This window comes from Arthrobacter sp. W4I7 (genome assembly GCF_030816215.1).
Lineage (GTDB): Bacteria > Actinomycetota > Actinomycetes > Actinomycetales > Micrococcaceae > Arthrobacter > Arthrobacter siccitolerans_A.
Genome location: NZ_JAUSXU010000001.1, coordinates 4,237,462 through 4,252,021 on the forward strand (window position 1 = coordinate 4,237,462; position 14,560 = coordinate 4,252,021).

15 protein-coding genes are annotated in these 14,560 nt (G+C 66.7%); 7 read left to right on the top strand and 8 right to left on the bottom strand.

Translation table 11 applies throughout. The features are described 5' to 3' along the window. Window positions 1-11: 11 nt before the first annotated feature. On the top strand, window positions 12-1,076 hold the full coding sequence (locus QF047_RS19255) for a diacylglycerol kinase family protein (protein WP_306637609.1): 1,065 nt from the start codon (window positions 12-14) through the stop codon (window positions 1,074-1,076). A gap of 24 nt (window positions 1,077-1,100) precedes the next feature. Here the strand turns inward: QF047_RS19255 and QF047_RS19260 are convergent, their stop codons facing one another. From QF047_RS19260 to QF047_RS19270, 3 genes are all read right to left on the bottom strand, one after another. Further along, complete coding sequence (locus QF047_RS19260; protein ID WP_142042714.1) at window positions 1,101-1,307, bottom strand: hypothetical protein; 207 nt, start codon at window positions 1,305-1,307, stop codon at window positions 1,101-1,103. A gap of 94 nt (window positions 1,308-1,401) precedes the next feature. Beyond that, window positions 1,402-2,379: a prephenate dehydratase gene (gene pheA / locus QF047_RS19265; protein ID WP_307280368.1), complete on the bottom strand. Its 978-nt coding sequence runs from the start codon at window positions 2,377-2,379 to the stop codon at window positions 1,402-1,404. Between the two features lie 73 nt (window positions 2,380-2,452). Further along, complete coding sequence (locus QF047_RS19270; RefSeq protein WP_307280370.1) at window positions 2,453-2,779, bottom strand: rhodanese-like domain-containing protein; 327 nt, start codon at window positions 2,777-2,779, stop codon at window positions 2,453-2,455. A gap of 278 nt (window positions 2,780-3,057) precedes the next feature. Between QF047_RS19270 and QF047_RS19275 the strand changes: the two genes are divergently transcribed. The 4 genes from QF047_RS19275 (at window position 3,058) to QF047_RS19290 (ending at window position 5,972) form a co-directional block, all read left to right on the top strand. Beyond that, window positions 3,058-4,476, top strand: coding sequence for an amidase (locus QF047_RS19275; RefSeq protein WP_307280374.1), 1,419 nt, complete (start codon window positions 3,058-3,060; stop codon window positions 4,474-4,476). A gap of 87 nt (window positions 4,477-4,563) precedes the next feature. After that, window positions 4,564-4,767 carry a hypothetical protein gene (locus QF047_RS19280; protein WP_306637605.1) on the top strand — a complete coding sequence of 68 codons (204 nt, stop codon included), beginning with the start codon at window positions 4,564-4,566 and terminating at the stop codon, window positions 4,765-4,767. 173 nt (window positions 4,768-4,940) lie between these two features. After that, the gene (locus QF047_RS19285; protein ID WP_306637604.1) at window positions 4,941-5,303 is read left to right on the top strand and encodes a hypothetical protein; all 363 of its coding nucleotides are present in this window, start codon (window positions 4,941-4,943) and stop codon (window positions 5,301-5,303) included. 186 nt (window positions 5,304-5,489) lie between these two features. Continuing rightward, the gene (locus QF047_RS19290) at window positions 5,490-5,972 is read left to right on the top strand and encodes a lipopolysaccharide assembly LapA domain-containing protein (protein WP_307280379.1); all 483 of its coding nucleotides are present in this window, start codon (window positions 5,490-5,492) and stop codon (window positions 5,970-5,972) included. Window positions 5,973-6,020: 48 nt separating this feature from the next. Here QF047_RS19290 and QF047_RS19295 read toward each other — a convergent pair whose 3' ends face one another. The 3 genes from QF047_RS19295 to QF047_RS19305 are packed head-to-tail and all read right to left on the bottom strand — an operon-like array spanning window position 6,021 to window position 10,165. Then, window positions 6,021-7,529 (bottom strand): carboxyl transferase domain-containing protein, encoded by a 1,509-nt coding sequence (locus QF047_RS19295; RefSeq protein ID WP_307280383.1) that lies wholly within the window; start codon window positions 7,527-7,529, stop codon window positions 6,021-6,023. Window position 7,530: 1 nt separating this feature from the next. Next, on the bottom strand, window positions 7,531-8,742 hold the full coding sequence (locus tag QF047_RS19300; RefSeq protein ID WP_307280385.1) for a CaiB/BaiF CoA-transferase family protein: 1,212 nt from the start codon (window positions 8,740-8,742) through the stop codon (window positions 7,531-7,533). A 55-nt stretch (window positions 8,743-8,797) separates the two neighbouring features. Further along, window positions 8,798-10,165 (bottom strand): SLC13 family permease, encoded by a 1,368-nt coding sequence (locus QF047_RS19305; RefSeq protein ID WP_307280388.1) that lies wholly within the window; start codon window positions 10,163-10,165, stop codon window positions 8,798-8,800. A 136-nt stretch (window positions 10,166-10,301) separates the two neighbouring features. Here QF047_RS19305 and QF047_RS19310 point away from each other — a divergent pair, with 136 nt between their 5' ends. Together QF047_RS19310 and QF047_RS19315 are read left to right on the top strand one after the other, a co-directional pair. Continuing rightward, window positions 10,302-11,000, top strand: coding sequence for a FadR/GntR family transcriptional regulator (locus tag QF047_RS19310; protein WP_307280390.1), 699 nt, complete (start codon window positions 10,302-10,304; stop codon window positions 10,998-11,000). Between the two features lie 133 nt (window positions 11,001-11,133). Beyond that, window positions 11,134-12,597 (top strand): cytosine permease, encoded by a 1,464-nt coding sequence (locus QF047_RS19315; RefSeq protein WP_307280392.1) that lies wholly within the window; start codon window positions 11,134-11,136, stop codon window positions 12,595-12,597. 193 nt (window positions 12,598-12,790) lie between these two features. Here the strand turns inward: QF047_RS19315 and QF047_RS19320 are convergent, their stop codons facing one another. After that, window positions 12,791-13,405, bottom strand: a complete 615-nt coding sequence (locus QF047_RS19320) for a DUF4190 domain-containing protein (RefSeq protein ID WP_307280394.1) — start codon at window positions 13,403-13,405, stop codon at window positions 12,791-12,793. Window positions 13,406-13,452: 47 nt separating this feature from the next. Continuing rightward, entirely contained in the window at window positions 13,453-14,457 is a 1,005-nt protein-coding gene (locus QF047_RS19325; protein WP_307280397.1) for a nuclease-related domain-containing protein, read from the bottom strand. Between the last annotated feature and the right edge of the window lie 103 nt (window positions 14,458-14,560).

Here is a 14,560-nt window from a genome sequence, read left to right on the forward strand (position 1 = left end):
GTTGAGGCACTATGAGCGACCTGATTCTCTACGTGCTGATTGCGGTGGCGCTTGCCTTCGCCATTTCCAGCTGGTGGGGAGTCCGCAGGCTCAAGGCCCTGCATGTGCGCAGTGCGGTAGGTGGGGACGCGTACGAGTCCGGCCTTAGCCAGCAACGCGTGGCCGTGATACTGAACCCCATCAAAGCCCGCGCCGACGAAACAAAAGCCACCATCCAGCGGGCCTGCCTGACGGCCGGCTGGGAGGAACCTGTCTTCTACGAGACGACGGCGGAGGACCCCGGCTTCTCTCAGGTGCAGGCGGCTTTGGCCCACAAGCCCGACGTCGTCCTGGTGGGCGGCGGCGACGGTACGGTCCGCGTCGTGGCCGAGTCACTTACCCGCACCGGGGTTGCCATGGGCCTTATCCCGCTGGGCACCGGGAACCTCCTGGCCCGCAACGTGGACCTGGACGTCAACGACCTTCACGGCAACGTGCAGACGGCCCTCTTCGGCCACCAGCGCCACATCGACACCGCCCGGATGGGCATCGAGAACTCACGGACCGGGCATTCATCCGAGCACGTATTCCTGGTGATCGCAGGAATCGGCATGGACGCAGAAGTGCTGGCGGACACCAATGCCGGGCTGAAAAGGACGTTCGGCTGGCTGGCCTATACGGAGGCAGGGATGCGCCACCTGCCCGGCCGGCGGAAGAAGATCTCCATCTCCTTCGACGGCAGCCCGGACCAGGTCCGCAACATCCGCAGCGTCCTCTTCGCGAACTGTGGCCTGGTCCCCGGCGGTATCGACTTCATCCCGCAGGCCATGATCGACGACGGCATGCTGGACGTGGTTGTAATGAGTCCGCGCAGTGCCATCGGCTGGCTGCTGATGTACGTCAAAATCATGTTCAAGCACAGCGGGAAGCTGCCCATCATGACTATTTACCGGTCCGGCAGGATCGTCATCAAGTGCCCGGAACCAATGCCCACCCAGCTCGACGGGGACACGGCAGGCGAGGCCACCAAGGTCACTGTCCAGGTGGAACCGCGTTCGTTATTGATCAGGGTCAAGGGCGGGGCGTCCCGGGGCTAAACGGCATTCAGCCGAACCGGACTGTCAGGCGTTGGCTTCCTTTTTCGCCTCGGCGGCGGCTTTCGCTGCGGCACGGGCCTCGGACTGCTCGCGGATCATGGCCTGTTCCTCTTCGAAGCGCAGGCGGTCGGCACGGTCAGCGTCGTCGCCGTCCCAATCCTGGTTGTCCGCGGTGGGACGGGGATTGACGATCATTCCCTGGCCATCATTGTCGGTGCTGCTGGTAGTCATGACCCGCTCCCTTCGTTAGGGGCCATCCCCCATGTGGATCAAGTAAGCATACGCATTGTCCACAGCCTGCGGAAGTGGTAAAAGAGGGAATTGCCTACGCTGTCGGCGAAGCGGCGGAACCGCTTTCCCTGCGGGCAGGACCGGGTTGCAGCCCTGCCACCCAGGCCTGCGCTGCCTGGAACGCCCCGTCCGAAGTGTGGGCTTTCACCACCGTCTCCTGGTGGTCCGCCCGAGGGTACGAACCCAGGAAACGGGTGGCAGGGCTGATGCGGTGAAGTCCCGCCAGGGCATCAGCCACCCGTGCGTCACCGAGATGGCCGTCGGCGTCGATGCTGAAGAAGTAATGGCCCAGGTACTGCCCGGTGGGCCGGGACTCGATCCGGCTGAGGTTCACGCCACGGCTGGCGAACTGGTCCAGGATCTCCATCAGGGCGCCGGGCCGGTCTTCGGGCAGCGGAACAACCACACTGGTTTTGTCCGCTCCGGTGCGTTCCGGCAGGGTGCCGGGGCGGCTGACCAGGATGAAGCGTGTGACGGCATCCGGATTGTCGCCGATGTTCCCGGCGAGCGCGGAGAGCCCGGGCTGTTCCTCGGCCACCAGCGGTGCGCAGATCGCGGCGTCGTAATGGCAGTCCTCCTCCAACAACCCCAGGGCAGCGGCAGCGGTGGATGACCCGGGCACGTATTCCGCGTCCGGAAGATGGGCGTCCATCCAGAGCCGGCACTGCGCCCAGGCATGGCCGTGGGTGGAGACCCGCCGGATGTCCTGCAGCCCTACGCCGGGCCGGGCCACCAGGACAAAGCTGATGGGCACCAGGACTTCGCGGAGGATCCGCAGTTCCTGTCCGGTGGCGATGGCGTCAAGGGTGGCGGTGACGCCGCCCTCCACAGAATTTTCGATGGGCACCATGGCGGCGTCGGCGGAACCATCGCGCACTTTGTCCAAGGCGGCATTAACGTTCGACGCCGGGACGCGGCTGGCGTGCGCAGCGCCCGGCACCTGCAGCAGCGCGGCCTCCGTGAAGGTGCCTTCGGGCCCGAGGAAGGCATAGGTGAGGCGGGACGCGGGCATGAAGGCTCCTTTGAAGGGGCGCGGTGAAAGTGAAAAGGTGTGCGCTGCGGGCGAAGGGGCGCTTTGGGGCGGGTCAGAGCACCAGCGGCTTCAGGCCGTTGTCGGATACCAGGGGCTTTCCGGCTTCCAGCCACTGGTCCATGCCGCCCGAGACATTGATCGCGGTGTAGCCCTGGCCCGTCAGCCACTGCGCGGCGCGGAAGGACCTGCCGCCGGTCCGGCAGATGACGTAGAGGTCCTGGTCCGGATCGAGCTCGTCCAGCCGGGTGGGCAGTTGGTCCAGCGGGATGTGGACGGCGCCGTCGGCATGGCCGGCCACCCATTCATAGTCCTCCCGGACATCCAGGATCGCGGCGTCTTCAGGAATGTCGTTGACGCGGACGGTATCGAAATCGCTCATGGGAAAGTCCTGTCTGGCAGATCGTGGTCAGCTTTAAGCCTAGTACGGCTCTGGGTCCAGTGCCCGGTCCTAAGACCAGCCCCGGGCCCTGACACCAGTGCTGCATGGGACCGGTCCCGCGCTTGAGCCTGATCCCCGCGCCCCTGCCTGCCCGAGGGACTGCGCGTTAGGCTTTGGGAACCATGTTGTAGCAAGAACCCTGGGAGGAACGTTGCCTGCAGACCAGCCCGGCACCATGTCCAGCGGCGCGGCCCGGGAGTCCATGGAGCCGCGGTACCTTGGCTGATCTTCACGGATTATCCACTGTCGCACTCCGGGACAGCCTCCGCAAGGGCGAGGTCTCCTCTACGGAAGTCACGGCCCACTTCCTGGCCCGGATCGAAGAGCAGAATCCCCTGCTGGGCGCGTTTGTCACGGTCACGGCCGAGCAGGCGATGAGCAGTGCGGGCGCCGCCGACTCGCTCCGGGCCCGCACTCCCCAGGAAGAGCTTCCCCTCCTGCACGGAATGCCCCTGGCCTTCAAGGACCTCACCGACGTGGCCGGTGTGGTGACTACCCACGGCAGCGCCGCCCTGGACCACAAACCCGCGGTCAGCGATGGCCCCTTGGTCTCGCTCCTGAAGGAAGCCGGCGTGATCTCCCTGGGCAAGACGCAGGTGCCTGAATTCGGACTGACGGCCTACAGCGAAAACCGCGTGGCGCCGCCGTCGCGCAATCCCCATGCCCTGAGCAGGAGCTCAGGCGGTTCCTCGGGCGGCAGCGCCGCAGCGGTGGCCGCCGGACTTCTTCCGTTTGCGCCCGGAACGGACGGTGGCGGCTCCATCCGCATCCCTGCCGCGGCGTGCGGCCTGGTGGGCCTGAAGCCGGGCCGGGGCCTGGTGCCCGCCGGGGAAAGCCTGGGCGACCCCGCCCGGCTGGTAGCGGCCGGTCCCCTGGCCCGGAGCGCCGCCGACGCCGCCCTGATGATGGATGCACTCGTTCCGGCGGAGTCTCCGGAAAGCAGCTACCTCAAGGCGGTGGAACAGGAGCCGCCGCGGCTGCGGATCGGCGTCACGCTGGACAGTCCCTGGTCCGGCACCTTCCCGTTCACCCCGGACCAGGAGGCCCTGGACGCACTCCGGGCGGGCGAAAAACTCCTTGAGGGTGCCGGTCATTCGCTCAGTGACGCCGGCGTCCGCTACGACAACAGGTACCCGGATGCGTTCACCACGGCGTGGACGGCGGCAGTGGGCGCGGCGCGGATCAGCCCCCACCGCGAAGCGCTGCTGGCACCGCTGACCCGGACGTTCCGCCGCCGGGCCCAACAGCGCAGCGCCGCCAAGCTGAACGAAGCACTGGCGTTCCTGCGGCAGTTTGAGCGGGACACGGTGACCCAGTACGCGCAGTGGGACCTGCTGCTGATGCCGGCGCTCGCGCAGACGCCGCGCCCGGTGGGCTGGTTCACCGGAGCAGCACACGGCAGTGCCCCCTGGCCGGCGGCGCAGTGGGCAGGGGATGCCGACGGCGACTACCGGAAACAGTGCGAATTCGCACCGTGGTCCTCCATGGTCAACGTGTGCGGCCTCCCGGCCATCACCATCCCTGTCCACTGGACGGGCGGCGCGGCCGGCCAAGGGCTGCCGATGGGGATCCAGCTGGTGGGGCGGATGGGGTCGGAGGCGCTCCTGCTGCAGGTGGCCCGGCAACTGGGCTTCTGACGCTGCCGCGGCTCTTACCGCCATAGCCTCGACTCCGCGGGCGATCAGGAGGACGATTAAGGGGCAGTCACTATGAGGAGGCCTGTGATGTGCTATTCATCCAGCAAGGACTTCGGGTGGGGCATCAGGAAGGAAGCTGACCGCCAGCCCGAGGCGAAGCAGGAAACCCCGGCGGAAACTCCGGAGAAGCCGGTCAAGGCGCAGGACTTCACGTTCTGGGCATTCCCCAACTGGCGCAGGACGCCAGCGCCCCGCACCCCCTCGGCTGAAAAGAGCAAAGAGAGGGTCTGACGCCTTGACGGTGCAAACAACGGAAGGGACTCCACCGGAGGCCCTTCCGCTGCGTTTGAGGAAGAGCGGCGGGTTGCAGGGGCGGCAGGTTGCAGGAGCGGCGGGTAGCAGGAGTAACGAAGCGGCAACCAGGGAACGGCAAGCGGCAAGACCGGGGCGAAAGGATCAGTGGAATGAACGGACTTTATGTGCACGCCGCCACCCTGCTGATGACTGGCGCCGCTGCCGATCCTGCCGCACCTGGCGCCGCCATCACTACTGCCTTGTGCGGGAGTTCGAAACATCCGCCGCCATGCCCGCTTGCCGCACACTACACCGGCTTATCCCGGGACGGGGACGTGGTTTCGCTGCGGATCATCTTCGCCACGCAGCCCGCTTCTGAAGGCGACGTGCGGGGGCTCATTGACGGAGCCCTGGCATGGGGCGCCTTTGACACGCCCCACAACACCGTCTCCCGCTGGACGCTCCTCGCGAGCGGCCGGGCGGAACTGAGCGAGCAAGAGCGGGAGCACGCCGAACGAATCTCCGGAACGTAGCGGCGCCCATCCGGAATCTGACCCGGCATTGCGGCCAATGAACCGCTGCTTAGTTCTGCGCGGGGGCCTGCATCTGCATTCCTGTTGCGCGTCCCTCCCGTTGTGTTGTTCCGAGGACACCTACTAGGGTGGGACCATAAGCATGCTTAGTATTGCGTTTATAGGAGTATTGGGAAGGGAACCAGCATGAGCACCGGAAACTACCCGCCAGCCGGACAGCCGGAGCCCGCCGGAAATTACGCCGGGAGCAACCCGCCTGCTGCCGGAACACCCGCCCGCGTGGATGCAACAACTACCCCCGGTCCGGCCCCGGAGGCGCAGGGAACGGCACCCGGAGCGCAGTCACCGGATTCCATGCCACTACCGGACTCAACGCCCTCAACCGCCGCCCGGCCTGCCGCCAACCAGGCACCCGTGACCCGCACCGGAGTGGTGTGGGCCGCCGTCGTGGCCGCCCTGGTACTCCTGATCCTGCTGATCATCTTTATCCTGCAAAACCAGGAGCAGGTGGCTGTCCGCTATTTCGCGCTTGAAGGATTCGTCCCGCTGGGCATGGCCTTGTTTATCGCCAGCGTGGCCGGCGGCGTCCTGGTTGCCGTGGCCGGCGGCGCCCGGATCCTGCAACTTCGCAGAAACGCCCACCGAGCACGCTCCAGCCAGCGGAAGTAGCCAGGGCGCGCAGCGAAGGTGCCACTGCGGGTAGGCAGCCTGGGCAGCTCAGCCGGCGCCCAGGCTCCGGTATTTTGCAGACCTGGCCGCCACCAGCTCTGGCACGGCAATGCCGGCCACGGATCCCAGCTCGTACTCAATAGCGAGCGCCATCCGCCGGCAGAACTCCTGGGGTTCCAGCGAGGCATCGTCCCGTTCATCCACGATATGGTCCACCAGGCCGTTGGCGTAGAGCGAAGCGACATTCACCCCCTGCGCCTGCGCCATGGCCGGAGCATGTGCGGTGGTCCGGTGGACGATGGCGCTGGCACCCTCCGGCGGCAGCGGTGACAGCCAGCTGTGCTGCGCCGCAATGGTCCTGTCGGCCGGCAGTAACGCCAGGGCTCCTCCCCCGGCTCCCTGGCCCAGCAGCACCGAGACGGACGGTGCTTCCAGCCCGATAAGTTCGTGCAGCGAGCGCGCGATTTCGCCCGCCAGACCGCCCTCTTCCGCCTCCTGCGAGAGGGCCGCGCCCGCAGTGTCGATGACGGTGAGCAGCGGCAACCGCAGCTCCTCGGCCAGCTTCATGCCCCGCCGTGCCTCCCGCAGGGAGCCGGGGCCCATCCCGGCTGCCTCCCTGCGCAGCGGGCGGGCATGCCCCAGGACAATACAGGACTGTCCGCCGAAGCGGGCCAGGGCCAGCAGGAGTCCGGGGTCCTTCTCCCCCTGCCCCGTTCCGTTCAGCGGGAGGGCGTCGGTGGCACCGTATTTGAGCAACTGCCGCAGGTCCGGCCGGCGGGGACGCCGGGAAATGCCGATGGAAGTCCACGCGTCAACCGGAGCGGGCCGCACAGCGAGCGTGGCCGGCGCCTCCGGCAGTGTGCCGCGCCGGGCGCAGAGGATGTCAAGGGCCCTGCCCACGAGGTCGGCAAGGTCGGCCGGCTCCACCACGCCGTCGATCAGGCCCTTGTTGAACAGGTTTTCCGCCACCTGCACGTTGTCGGGAAACGCTTCGCCGTGCAGCGCCTCGTACACCCGCGGGCCCAGGAAGCCCAGGAGCGATCCGGGCTCCGCCACGTTGATGTGGCCCAGGGATCCCCAGGAGGCCATCACGCCGCCGGTGGTTGGATGGCGCAGGTAGACCAGGTACGGAAGACCGGCCTGGCGGTGGGCCCGCACCGCCCCGGTGATCTTCACCATGGACAGGAAAGCCAGCGTCCCCTCCTGCATCCGCGTACCACCGGACGCAGGACCGGCCAGCAGCGGCAGTCCCTCAGCCGTGGCCCGTTCGACGGCGGCGACGATCCGCTGGGCCGCAGCGTGCCCGATGGAACCGGCCAGGAAGGAAAATTCGCTGACGATCAACGCCACCCGGCGTCCGCGGATGAGCCCGGCGCCTGTGATGACGGATTCGTCGGTCCCGCTGCGTTCCCGCGCCCTGGCCAGGTCGCGAAAGTACTCCTCGGACAGCGGGGGCTCCTGCGCCGGCGAGTCCCAGGAGACAAAGGAGCCCTCGTCCACCACGGCTTCCAGCAGTTCGGCAGCATTCAGGTGCCGCACCTTTTCGACGGTCGGCACTCTACGAAACCCCCGCGGAAACGGCTGCCAAGCCCAGCCATTCACGGATGGCCGGCCCGTCCTCATCCAGCAGCGGCGGCGCGTCGTGTTCGGTGACGGTGGTTTCCGCAGTGTCACCGGGGGCAAAGAACCTCAGCGGCGGGCCGGGCAGGCTGACCTTGCCGAGCACCGGATGGTCCACATCCACCACGAGGCCCTGGGACGCCACCTGCTCCCACGCGTACACCTCGTCAAGCGAGCGCACCTTGCCTGCCGGGATCCCGGCGTCGTTCAGTTTCTGCAGCAGCTCCGCAGCTCCATAGTCCGCGAAGACACGTTCGACGGCGGCAATCACCGCGGCGCGGTTCCGCACCCTTTCGGCGTTGCTGGCAAAGCCGGGCGCCGCCGGGTCGAGGCTGAAGGCAGCGGCAAACGCGGACCACAGCTTTTCGCTGCCGACGCTGATCTGCACGCTCCCGTCCTTGCAGTTGAACAGGCCATAGGGGGCGATGGAGGGATGGTGGTTTCCCTGGGCCTCGGGAACTTCCCCCGCCACCGTGGTGCGGGTGCCCTGGAAGGCGTGGACCCCGATCAGGGAGGCCAGCAGGGATGTGCGCACCACCTGCCCGTGACCGGTCTGCTCCCGCTCAACCAGCGCCGCCAGGACACCAAACGCACCGTTCATGCCCGCCAGCAGATCCGCGATGGGAACGCCCACCCGCTGGGGATCGTTGGGCCCGGAGCCGGTGAGGGACATCAGCCCGGCCTCACCCTGGAGGATCTGGTCGTAACCGCTCCGCTGCGACTCGGGCCCGTCGTGGCCGAAGCCCGTGATGGACAGGATCACCAGCCGCGGGTTCAGCTCGTGCATTGCCGCGGGCGAGAAGCCCAATCGGTCCATCACGCCGGGGCGGAAGTTTTCGATCACTACATCGGCACGCTCCAGCAGGCCCCGCAGCACCTCCTGCCCGTCACCGCTTTTCAGGTCCAGGCTGATCGATTCCTTGTTGCGGTTGCAGGACATGAAGTAGGTGGACTGAAGGTCGTCGGCGGGGCCAACAAAGGGCGGGCCCCAACCGCGGGTATCGTCCCCGGTTCCGGGGTTTTCCACTTTGATGACCCGGGCGCCCAGGTCTGCCAGCATCATTCCGGCGTGCGGACCGGCCAGGGCCCGGCTCAGGTCAACAACAAGGTGGCCGGACAGGGGACCCCCTGCGGTATCAGTTCTGCTCATGGGCTGGTTCCTTTTCTTGATCAGGCTTGGAAGTTCGAAGGTGATGACCGGTCCGCTACAGCCATCCGGGCACGACCAGCGCCAGCCACGCCAGGACGGGCCCGGCCACGATCACAATCCCGCTGTAGCCCAGGATCTTTTTGTAGAACCGGTCTTTGTCCACGCCTTCGGGAGCGTTGGCGAGCACCAGCGCGCCGTTGGTGGAGAAGGGGGAAACGTCCACGATGGTGGCGGAGACGGCGAGGGCGCAGATGACACCGACGGCCCCGATCTCACCGGTGGAGAGGAACGGCACGGCGAGCGGGATGAGTGCGGCAAGGATGGCGGTGGACGAAGCGAAGGCGGAAACTACGGCGCCGATGAAGCAGATGAGCAGGGCCGCCAGCAGCGGCATGCCCATGCCGGCCACGCCATTGGAGACGAATTCGATGGTTCCGGCCTCCTCCAGCACGCCGACGAAAGTCAGCATGCCGCAGATCAGCAGCACCGTGGACCAGCTGATCTTGTTGATGGCGCCCTTCTGGGCTGCCGGCGAGACGAGCGCCAGCACGAGGGCGATGGTGATGGACACAAACCCGACATCCACCTTGAAGCCGAGGGCGATGACGGCCAGTGCGATCAGGCCGGCGATGGTGACCAGCTGCGGGATCCGCTCGGAGCGCTCCTTGGTGGCTCCGACGCCGTCGCCTGCGGGATCCCGCGGGCCGTACATCCCGGAACCGAAGCCCTTGAACGGCACGTCGGAGCCGCCCTTGGCGCCGACGCTGACGGCCATCCGGGCCTCAGCTGCCTGCTCCACGAAGTGGCCGACGCGGGAGGACAGCAGTCCGCGGCCACCCAGGATAACAAAGAGGACCAGCGCGATGAGGGTGTTGAAGACGAGGCTGGACAGGAACAGCGCGGTGGGGCTGAAGGCCAGGTCGGTCTTGGCGAGGATGCCGTTGACCGTGACGCCGTAGACGGCGATGGGCGAGAAACCGCCGGCCTGGGCTCCATGGATCACCATCATGCCCATCAGCAGCGGGCTGATCTTGTACTTGCCGGCAAAGGTGAGTGCGATGGGGGCAATGATGGCGACGGCGGCGGGAGACAGTGCGCCCACGGCCGTGATGACTGCGGTGATGGCGAACATCACCCAGGGGATGAGGGCCACCCGGCTTCCCACGAGCCGGACGGCGCCCCGGACCAGGAGGTCAATTGTGCCGTTGTTCTGGGCGATGGCGAACAGGTAGGTGACGCCGACGATGGTAAGGAAGAGGCCGCCGGGGAAGTTGGCCAGGATCTCGTTGGTGGACATGCCCAGCACCACGGTGCCGAGCAGGAACGCACCAACGAACGCGAGGGCGCCCATATTCAGGGGCAGGACGGTGGCAAGCAGGAACATCGCCGCCAGGATGATGATCGACAAGACAGGAGCGGACATCGTTGGTCCTCCGTTGGGGAACGAAAAGTGTGATGTGAGTAACTGGCTCACTGGACTAGCCTCTTAGACAGTGAGTCTATCTGTCAATAGCAGGGGCCATGTAGTCTGGAGGGACCTACGACGTAGCGAGGGCTTTGTGGAGAAGACAGCACGGCTTGGACTGGAGCGGGTGACCCGCCCCCGGCTGTACGAACAGCTGGTGGAACAGATCCTCGCGTACATCGAGTCCGCCCAGTTGCGGCCGGGCGACCTCCTGCCCGCGGAGCGGGACCTGGCGGAGCGCCTGGGCGTTTCCCGGGCCACCCTTGCCCAGGCCCTGGTGGCCCTCGAGGTACTGGGAGTCATCGACGTCCAGCACGGAACCGGTGCCGTGCTGGCGAGGCGGCCAAGCGTTGCCTCAGTCATCAAGGGACTGCGCGAACACCGCAGCCGGCTGCCGGAGATCGTGGAGGCGCGCAGCACCCTCGAGGTCAAACTCGCCGCACTCGCCGCTGCCCGCCGCACCGATGAGGACCTCTCGGCGATCGATTACGCCCTGGAAGCCATGTCCAAGGAGATCAACGACGGCGACCGCGGCACCCATGGCGACGAACTCTTCCACCAGGCCATCACCGCTGCCGCCCATTCCGGTGTGCTGGCCCAGCTCATGGCATTCATCGCCGAGATGATCCTGGAGACAAGGATGGAATCGCTGGGCCAGCCCGGCCGGCCCGAACAGTCCCTCGCCTCGCATCGAAAGATCGCGGAGGCCATCCGCGCACAGGATCCGGAAGCGGCGGCGGAAGCAATGCAGGCCCATATCGAGCTCGTCTCGGACGTGGAACTGCTCCGTTGACCACTGCCTGATAGCGACACGCCCAAGCCGCACACGCCTGTCGCCCATTCCAGACAGTGCCCCGGAATTTCCGGTTCTCTTTGCCACCCCGACCCGGTGTGATTGAACTTACGTTTATCACGAGGAGTTGGCCATGGCCGCAGCAAGCAGTGCCGTAGAGGCACGATCGATTGACATGATTCCGCCCGGCGAGCGCCACGGCCACCCGCGGGGGCAGTTCACGCTGTGGTTCGGCGCCAACGCCCAGATCACCGCCATCGTTGACGGCGCCCTCGCCGTGGTTTTTGGCGCCGATGCCTTCTGGGCCATCGTGGGGCTGCTGGTGGGCAACATTATGGGCGGCGCCGTGATGGCCCTGCACTCGGCCCAGGGGCCGAAGCTGGGACTGCCGCAGATGATTTCCAGCCGGGCGCAGTTCGGTGTCTACGGGGCGGTGATCCCCCTGGCCCTGGTAATCCTGATGTACGTCGGGTTCGCCTCCACCGGAACCGTGCTCTCCGGCCAGGCCATCAACCTGATGCTCGGCGTGGAAGCCCCCGCCGTGGGCATCCTCATCTTCGGCGCCGCCACCGCCCTGCTGGCGATCCTGGGCTACAAATACATCCACGCCCTCGGCCGGATCGCCACGGTAACGGGGCTGGCCGGTTTCCTGTACCTGACCATCGCCGTCGTCACCAAGTTCGACGTCACCCAGGTCATGATGGTCAAAGGCTTCGAATGGCCCACATTCCTGACCGCCATCGCCCTCGGCGCGGGCTGGCAGCTGACCTTCGGGCCGTACGTGGCCGACTACTCCCGCTACCTTCCGGCCGCCACTTCCGAGCGCAAGACCTTCTGGTACACGTTCGCCGGATCCGTGGGCGGCGCGCAGTGGGCCATGACCCTCGGCGCAGTCTGCGGCGGACTCTCCGCCGCAAAACTGGGCGGCGACTTCCTGAAGAACCAGGTGGGTTACATGGGCGACCTCGCCGGCGGCGGGCTGATCGCCGTCTTTATCTACCTGGTGATCGTCACCGGCAAGCTGACCGTAAACTGCCTCAACGCCTACGGCGCGTTTATGTGCAGCGTAACCATCAGCACCGCCGTAAACCGCAAGGACACGGTATCCAGGACATTGCGGATCGTCTTCATCATCGCCGTCATCGGGGCGAGCGTCCTCATCGCGCTTTTCGCGAGCAAGGACTTCCTAAACCTCTTCAAGAACTTCGTCCTGCTGCTGCTGATGGTGTTCACGCCGTGGTCCGTGATCAACCTTGTGGACTATTACAAGATCTCCCGCGACCGGCTGGACATCCCGGCCCTCTACAATCCGGACGGCCGCTATGGCCGCTGGAACACGGCCGCGCTGGTGTCCTACGGAGTCGGCGTCGTCGTCCAGATCCCGTTCCTCGCGCAGGCCCTGTATACCGGACCCGTGACCAAGTGGCTGGGCGGCGCGGACATCTCATGGCTGGTGGGGATCGCCGTCACGCTCGCCGTCTACTACCCGTGGGCCAAGGCCACCAACCGTGCCCCTGCCGAATCGATCTATCCTGGCACTATCCATCCGGACAGCGCGGCGGAAAGCCTTCCTGTCCCTTCCGCGACCAAAGGCTGAAGGCAAAGGCTGAAGGCGCGAGGGCGGTCCGGGGCGGTGTGCCTCGGGCCGCCGTCGGCTGCGCGTCCCGAAGCTTGAGGAGCGCAGTTTAGAAAGGGCAGTTCAGAAAGTGGCGGCTTAGAAAGTGGCCGCTCAGACCCTGGCGACCCAGAAACTGGCGGTCAGAAAATGGCGGTCAGAAAATGGCCGCAGTTCAGAAAGTGTAGGAAGAGCTGCTGGAAGAACTGGCGATTGCCAGGCCAATGATGGCCAGCAGCCAGAAGGCGCCGTAGCCGAGCAGGCACAGGTAGCCCAGCACAAGGCCGGTGATGGACATGCCCTTCCCCGTCGGCTCGCGCTTGAGCGCCAGATGGCCGGTGATGATGGCGGCGATCTGCGGCAGGAGGATCCAGCCCATGATCACCGACGCGATGCCGCACACCATGCTGGCGATGCTGAGCGTCTTCGGTTCGGTCGGCATGCCGTAGTAGCCGGGCTGCTGGTTGTACGGGCTCGGCGGCTGGTTATAAGCGCCGTACTGGCCCTGGCCTTCGTACGGGTTCTGGCCGTAACTGCCCTGGCCGAAATGGCCTTGCCCGTAGCCAGCCGGGCCGTGCTGGGACTGCCCGTAGCTGCCCTGTCCGTAGCCAGCCTGGTCGTCTTTGCCCCGGCCGTAATCGCCCTGGCCGTAGCTGCCCTGCCCATACTGCGGCTGGGGCGCGGCGTCTGAGCCATAGGGAGGGGCAAAGCGCGGCGGTTCAAAGCCCGACGGCGTGCTGCTGCCGTCGGGGTACTGCGATTCAGGCCGGTGGGTGGGCTGGTCAGTCAAGATTTTCCCCCTGGAAGTTTTGCTTTCAGCCTACCGCCGCCGGCAGGTCAGCGTCCCAGGTAGGGCAGCACGTACACGGCAAAGATGACGAACGCAGCGAGCAGGGCAAGGCCTCCGCCGCCTGTGGCGCGGCGCTGGCGGCCCTTTGGGTTCCGCGCGCCGGCGGCCGCCTTCGAGAGAATTCCTGCCGGACGGATTGCACCGGCAGCGGGTGCCCCAGCACGTGTTGCCCCGGCACGGCGTGCGCCATTCCGGGACGAGCCAGTGCGGGATGAGGCAGTGCGGGATGAGGCAGTGCGCGGTGAACCAGCACGGGATGGTGCCTGGCGTGAGGATACCGAGCGGGCCGGCACGGGACGCGGTGGTGCCGGATCCGGCTGGCCGTCTGCACTTGGAGACGCGGGGCGTGGGTCGGCCGGTTTCACCACTGTCCCGGGCCGCACGCTCCGGAAGGCTGTGATGCCCGGCTCCTGTTCGTGCGTGAGCTGCTGTCCGAGGTGCGCATAGAGCCCCACCACCGACTGCTGGTCCAGCACGGCAGGCAACGCTTCGATGGCCCCCACCACACGCTGAGCTCCCACCACGGCAACATCCGAGTTGGTCACGCCAAAAAGGTCCGGCTGGGCAGCCATACAAATCAACGGCCGCACCATCCGGCGGTGCGGCGGCGCCAGGACGGACGCGACGGCGGCGCATTGGGCGAGCGCCCCCTCCACCGCCTGGGTGCGTGCGTAGCGGCCCTGCCACAGCACCCCTGAGGAAACTTTTACCTCGCCGGTCCAGTTCTTGGCGTCCACCACCACTACTCCCCCGGGGCCCACCAGGACATGGTCGAGGTTTGCCTTGGGCCGGCCGGGCCAGTGGACATCGTGCAGCACGTACCAGCCGCGCGGGACCAGTTCGCTCAGCTTTTCCGCCACCACGCGCTCACCAACCGCGCCTGCGTCCCAAGCCTTGGTGGTATGTTCGGCCTGGTCGAGCTGGCGCTTCAGCCTCGCAACCCGTTCCGCTGCCAGCTTGGACTGCTCCGCTGCCCCGTCGCCTGCCCCCATGGCCGTCCCTGCTTCCCCTGCCGGAGAACGATTGGCGGAAGGCCGCCGTCGTCCTTTGCCTGCGGGCATTCCGCCCGATTTTTCGAAAGTAACAGGGCGCGCA

What these genes read in the sequence shown, in the direction of transcription:
- QF047_RS19255 (WP_306637609.1), top strand. Translation starts at nt 12, where the DNA reads ATGAGCGACCTGATTCTCTACGTGCTGATTGCGGTGGCGCTTGCCTTC.
- QF047_RS19260 (WP_142042714.1), bottom strand. Translation starts at nt 1,307, where the DNA reads ATGACTACCAGCAGCACCGACAATGATGGCCAGGGAATGATCGTCAAT.
- pheA (WP_307280368.1), bottom strand. Translation starts at nt 2,379, where the DNA reads ATGCCCGCGTCCCGCCTCACCTATGCCTTCCTCGGGCCCGAAGGCACC.
- QF047_RS19270 (WP_307280370.1), bottom strand. Translation starts at nt 2,779, where the DNA reads ATGAGCGATTTCGATACCGTCCGCGTCAACGACATTCCTGAAGACGCC.
- QF047_RS19280 (WP_306637605.1), top strand. Translation starts at nt 4,564, where the DNA reads ATGTGCTATTCATCCAGCAAGGACTTCGGGTGGGGCATCAGGAAGGAA.
- QF047_RS19285 (WP_306637604.1), top strand. Translation starts at nt 4,941, where the DNA reads ATGAACGGACTTTATGTGCACGCCGCCACCCTGCTGATGACTGGCGCC.
- QF047_RS19290 (WP_307280379.1), top strand. Translation starts at nt 5,490, where the DNA reads ATGAGCACCGGAAACTACCCGCCAGCCGGACAGCCGGAGCCCGCCGGA.
- QF047_RS19300 (WP_307280385.1), bottom strand. Translation starts at nt 8,742, where the DNA reads ATGAGCAGAACTGATACCGCAGGGGGTCCCCTGTCCGGCCACCTTGTT.
- QF047_RS19305 (WP_307280388.1), bottom strand. Translation starts at nt 10,165, where the DNA reads ATGTCCGCTCCTGTCTTGTCGATCATCATCCTGGCGGCGATGTTCCTG.
- QF047_RS19315 (WP_307280392.1), top strand. Translation starts at nt 11,134, where the DNA reads ATGGCCGCAGCAAGCAGTGCCGTAGAGGCACGATCGATTGACATGATT.
- QF047_RS19325 (WP_307280397.1), bottom strand. Translation starts at nt 14,457, where the DNA reads ATGGGGGCAGGCGACGGGGCAGCGGAGCAGTCCAAGCTGGCAGCGGAA.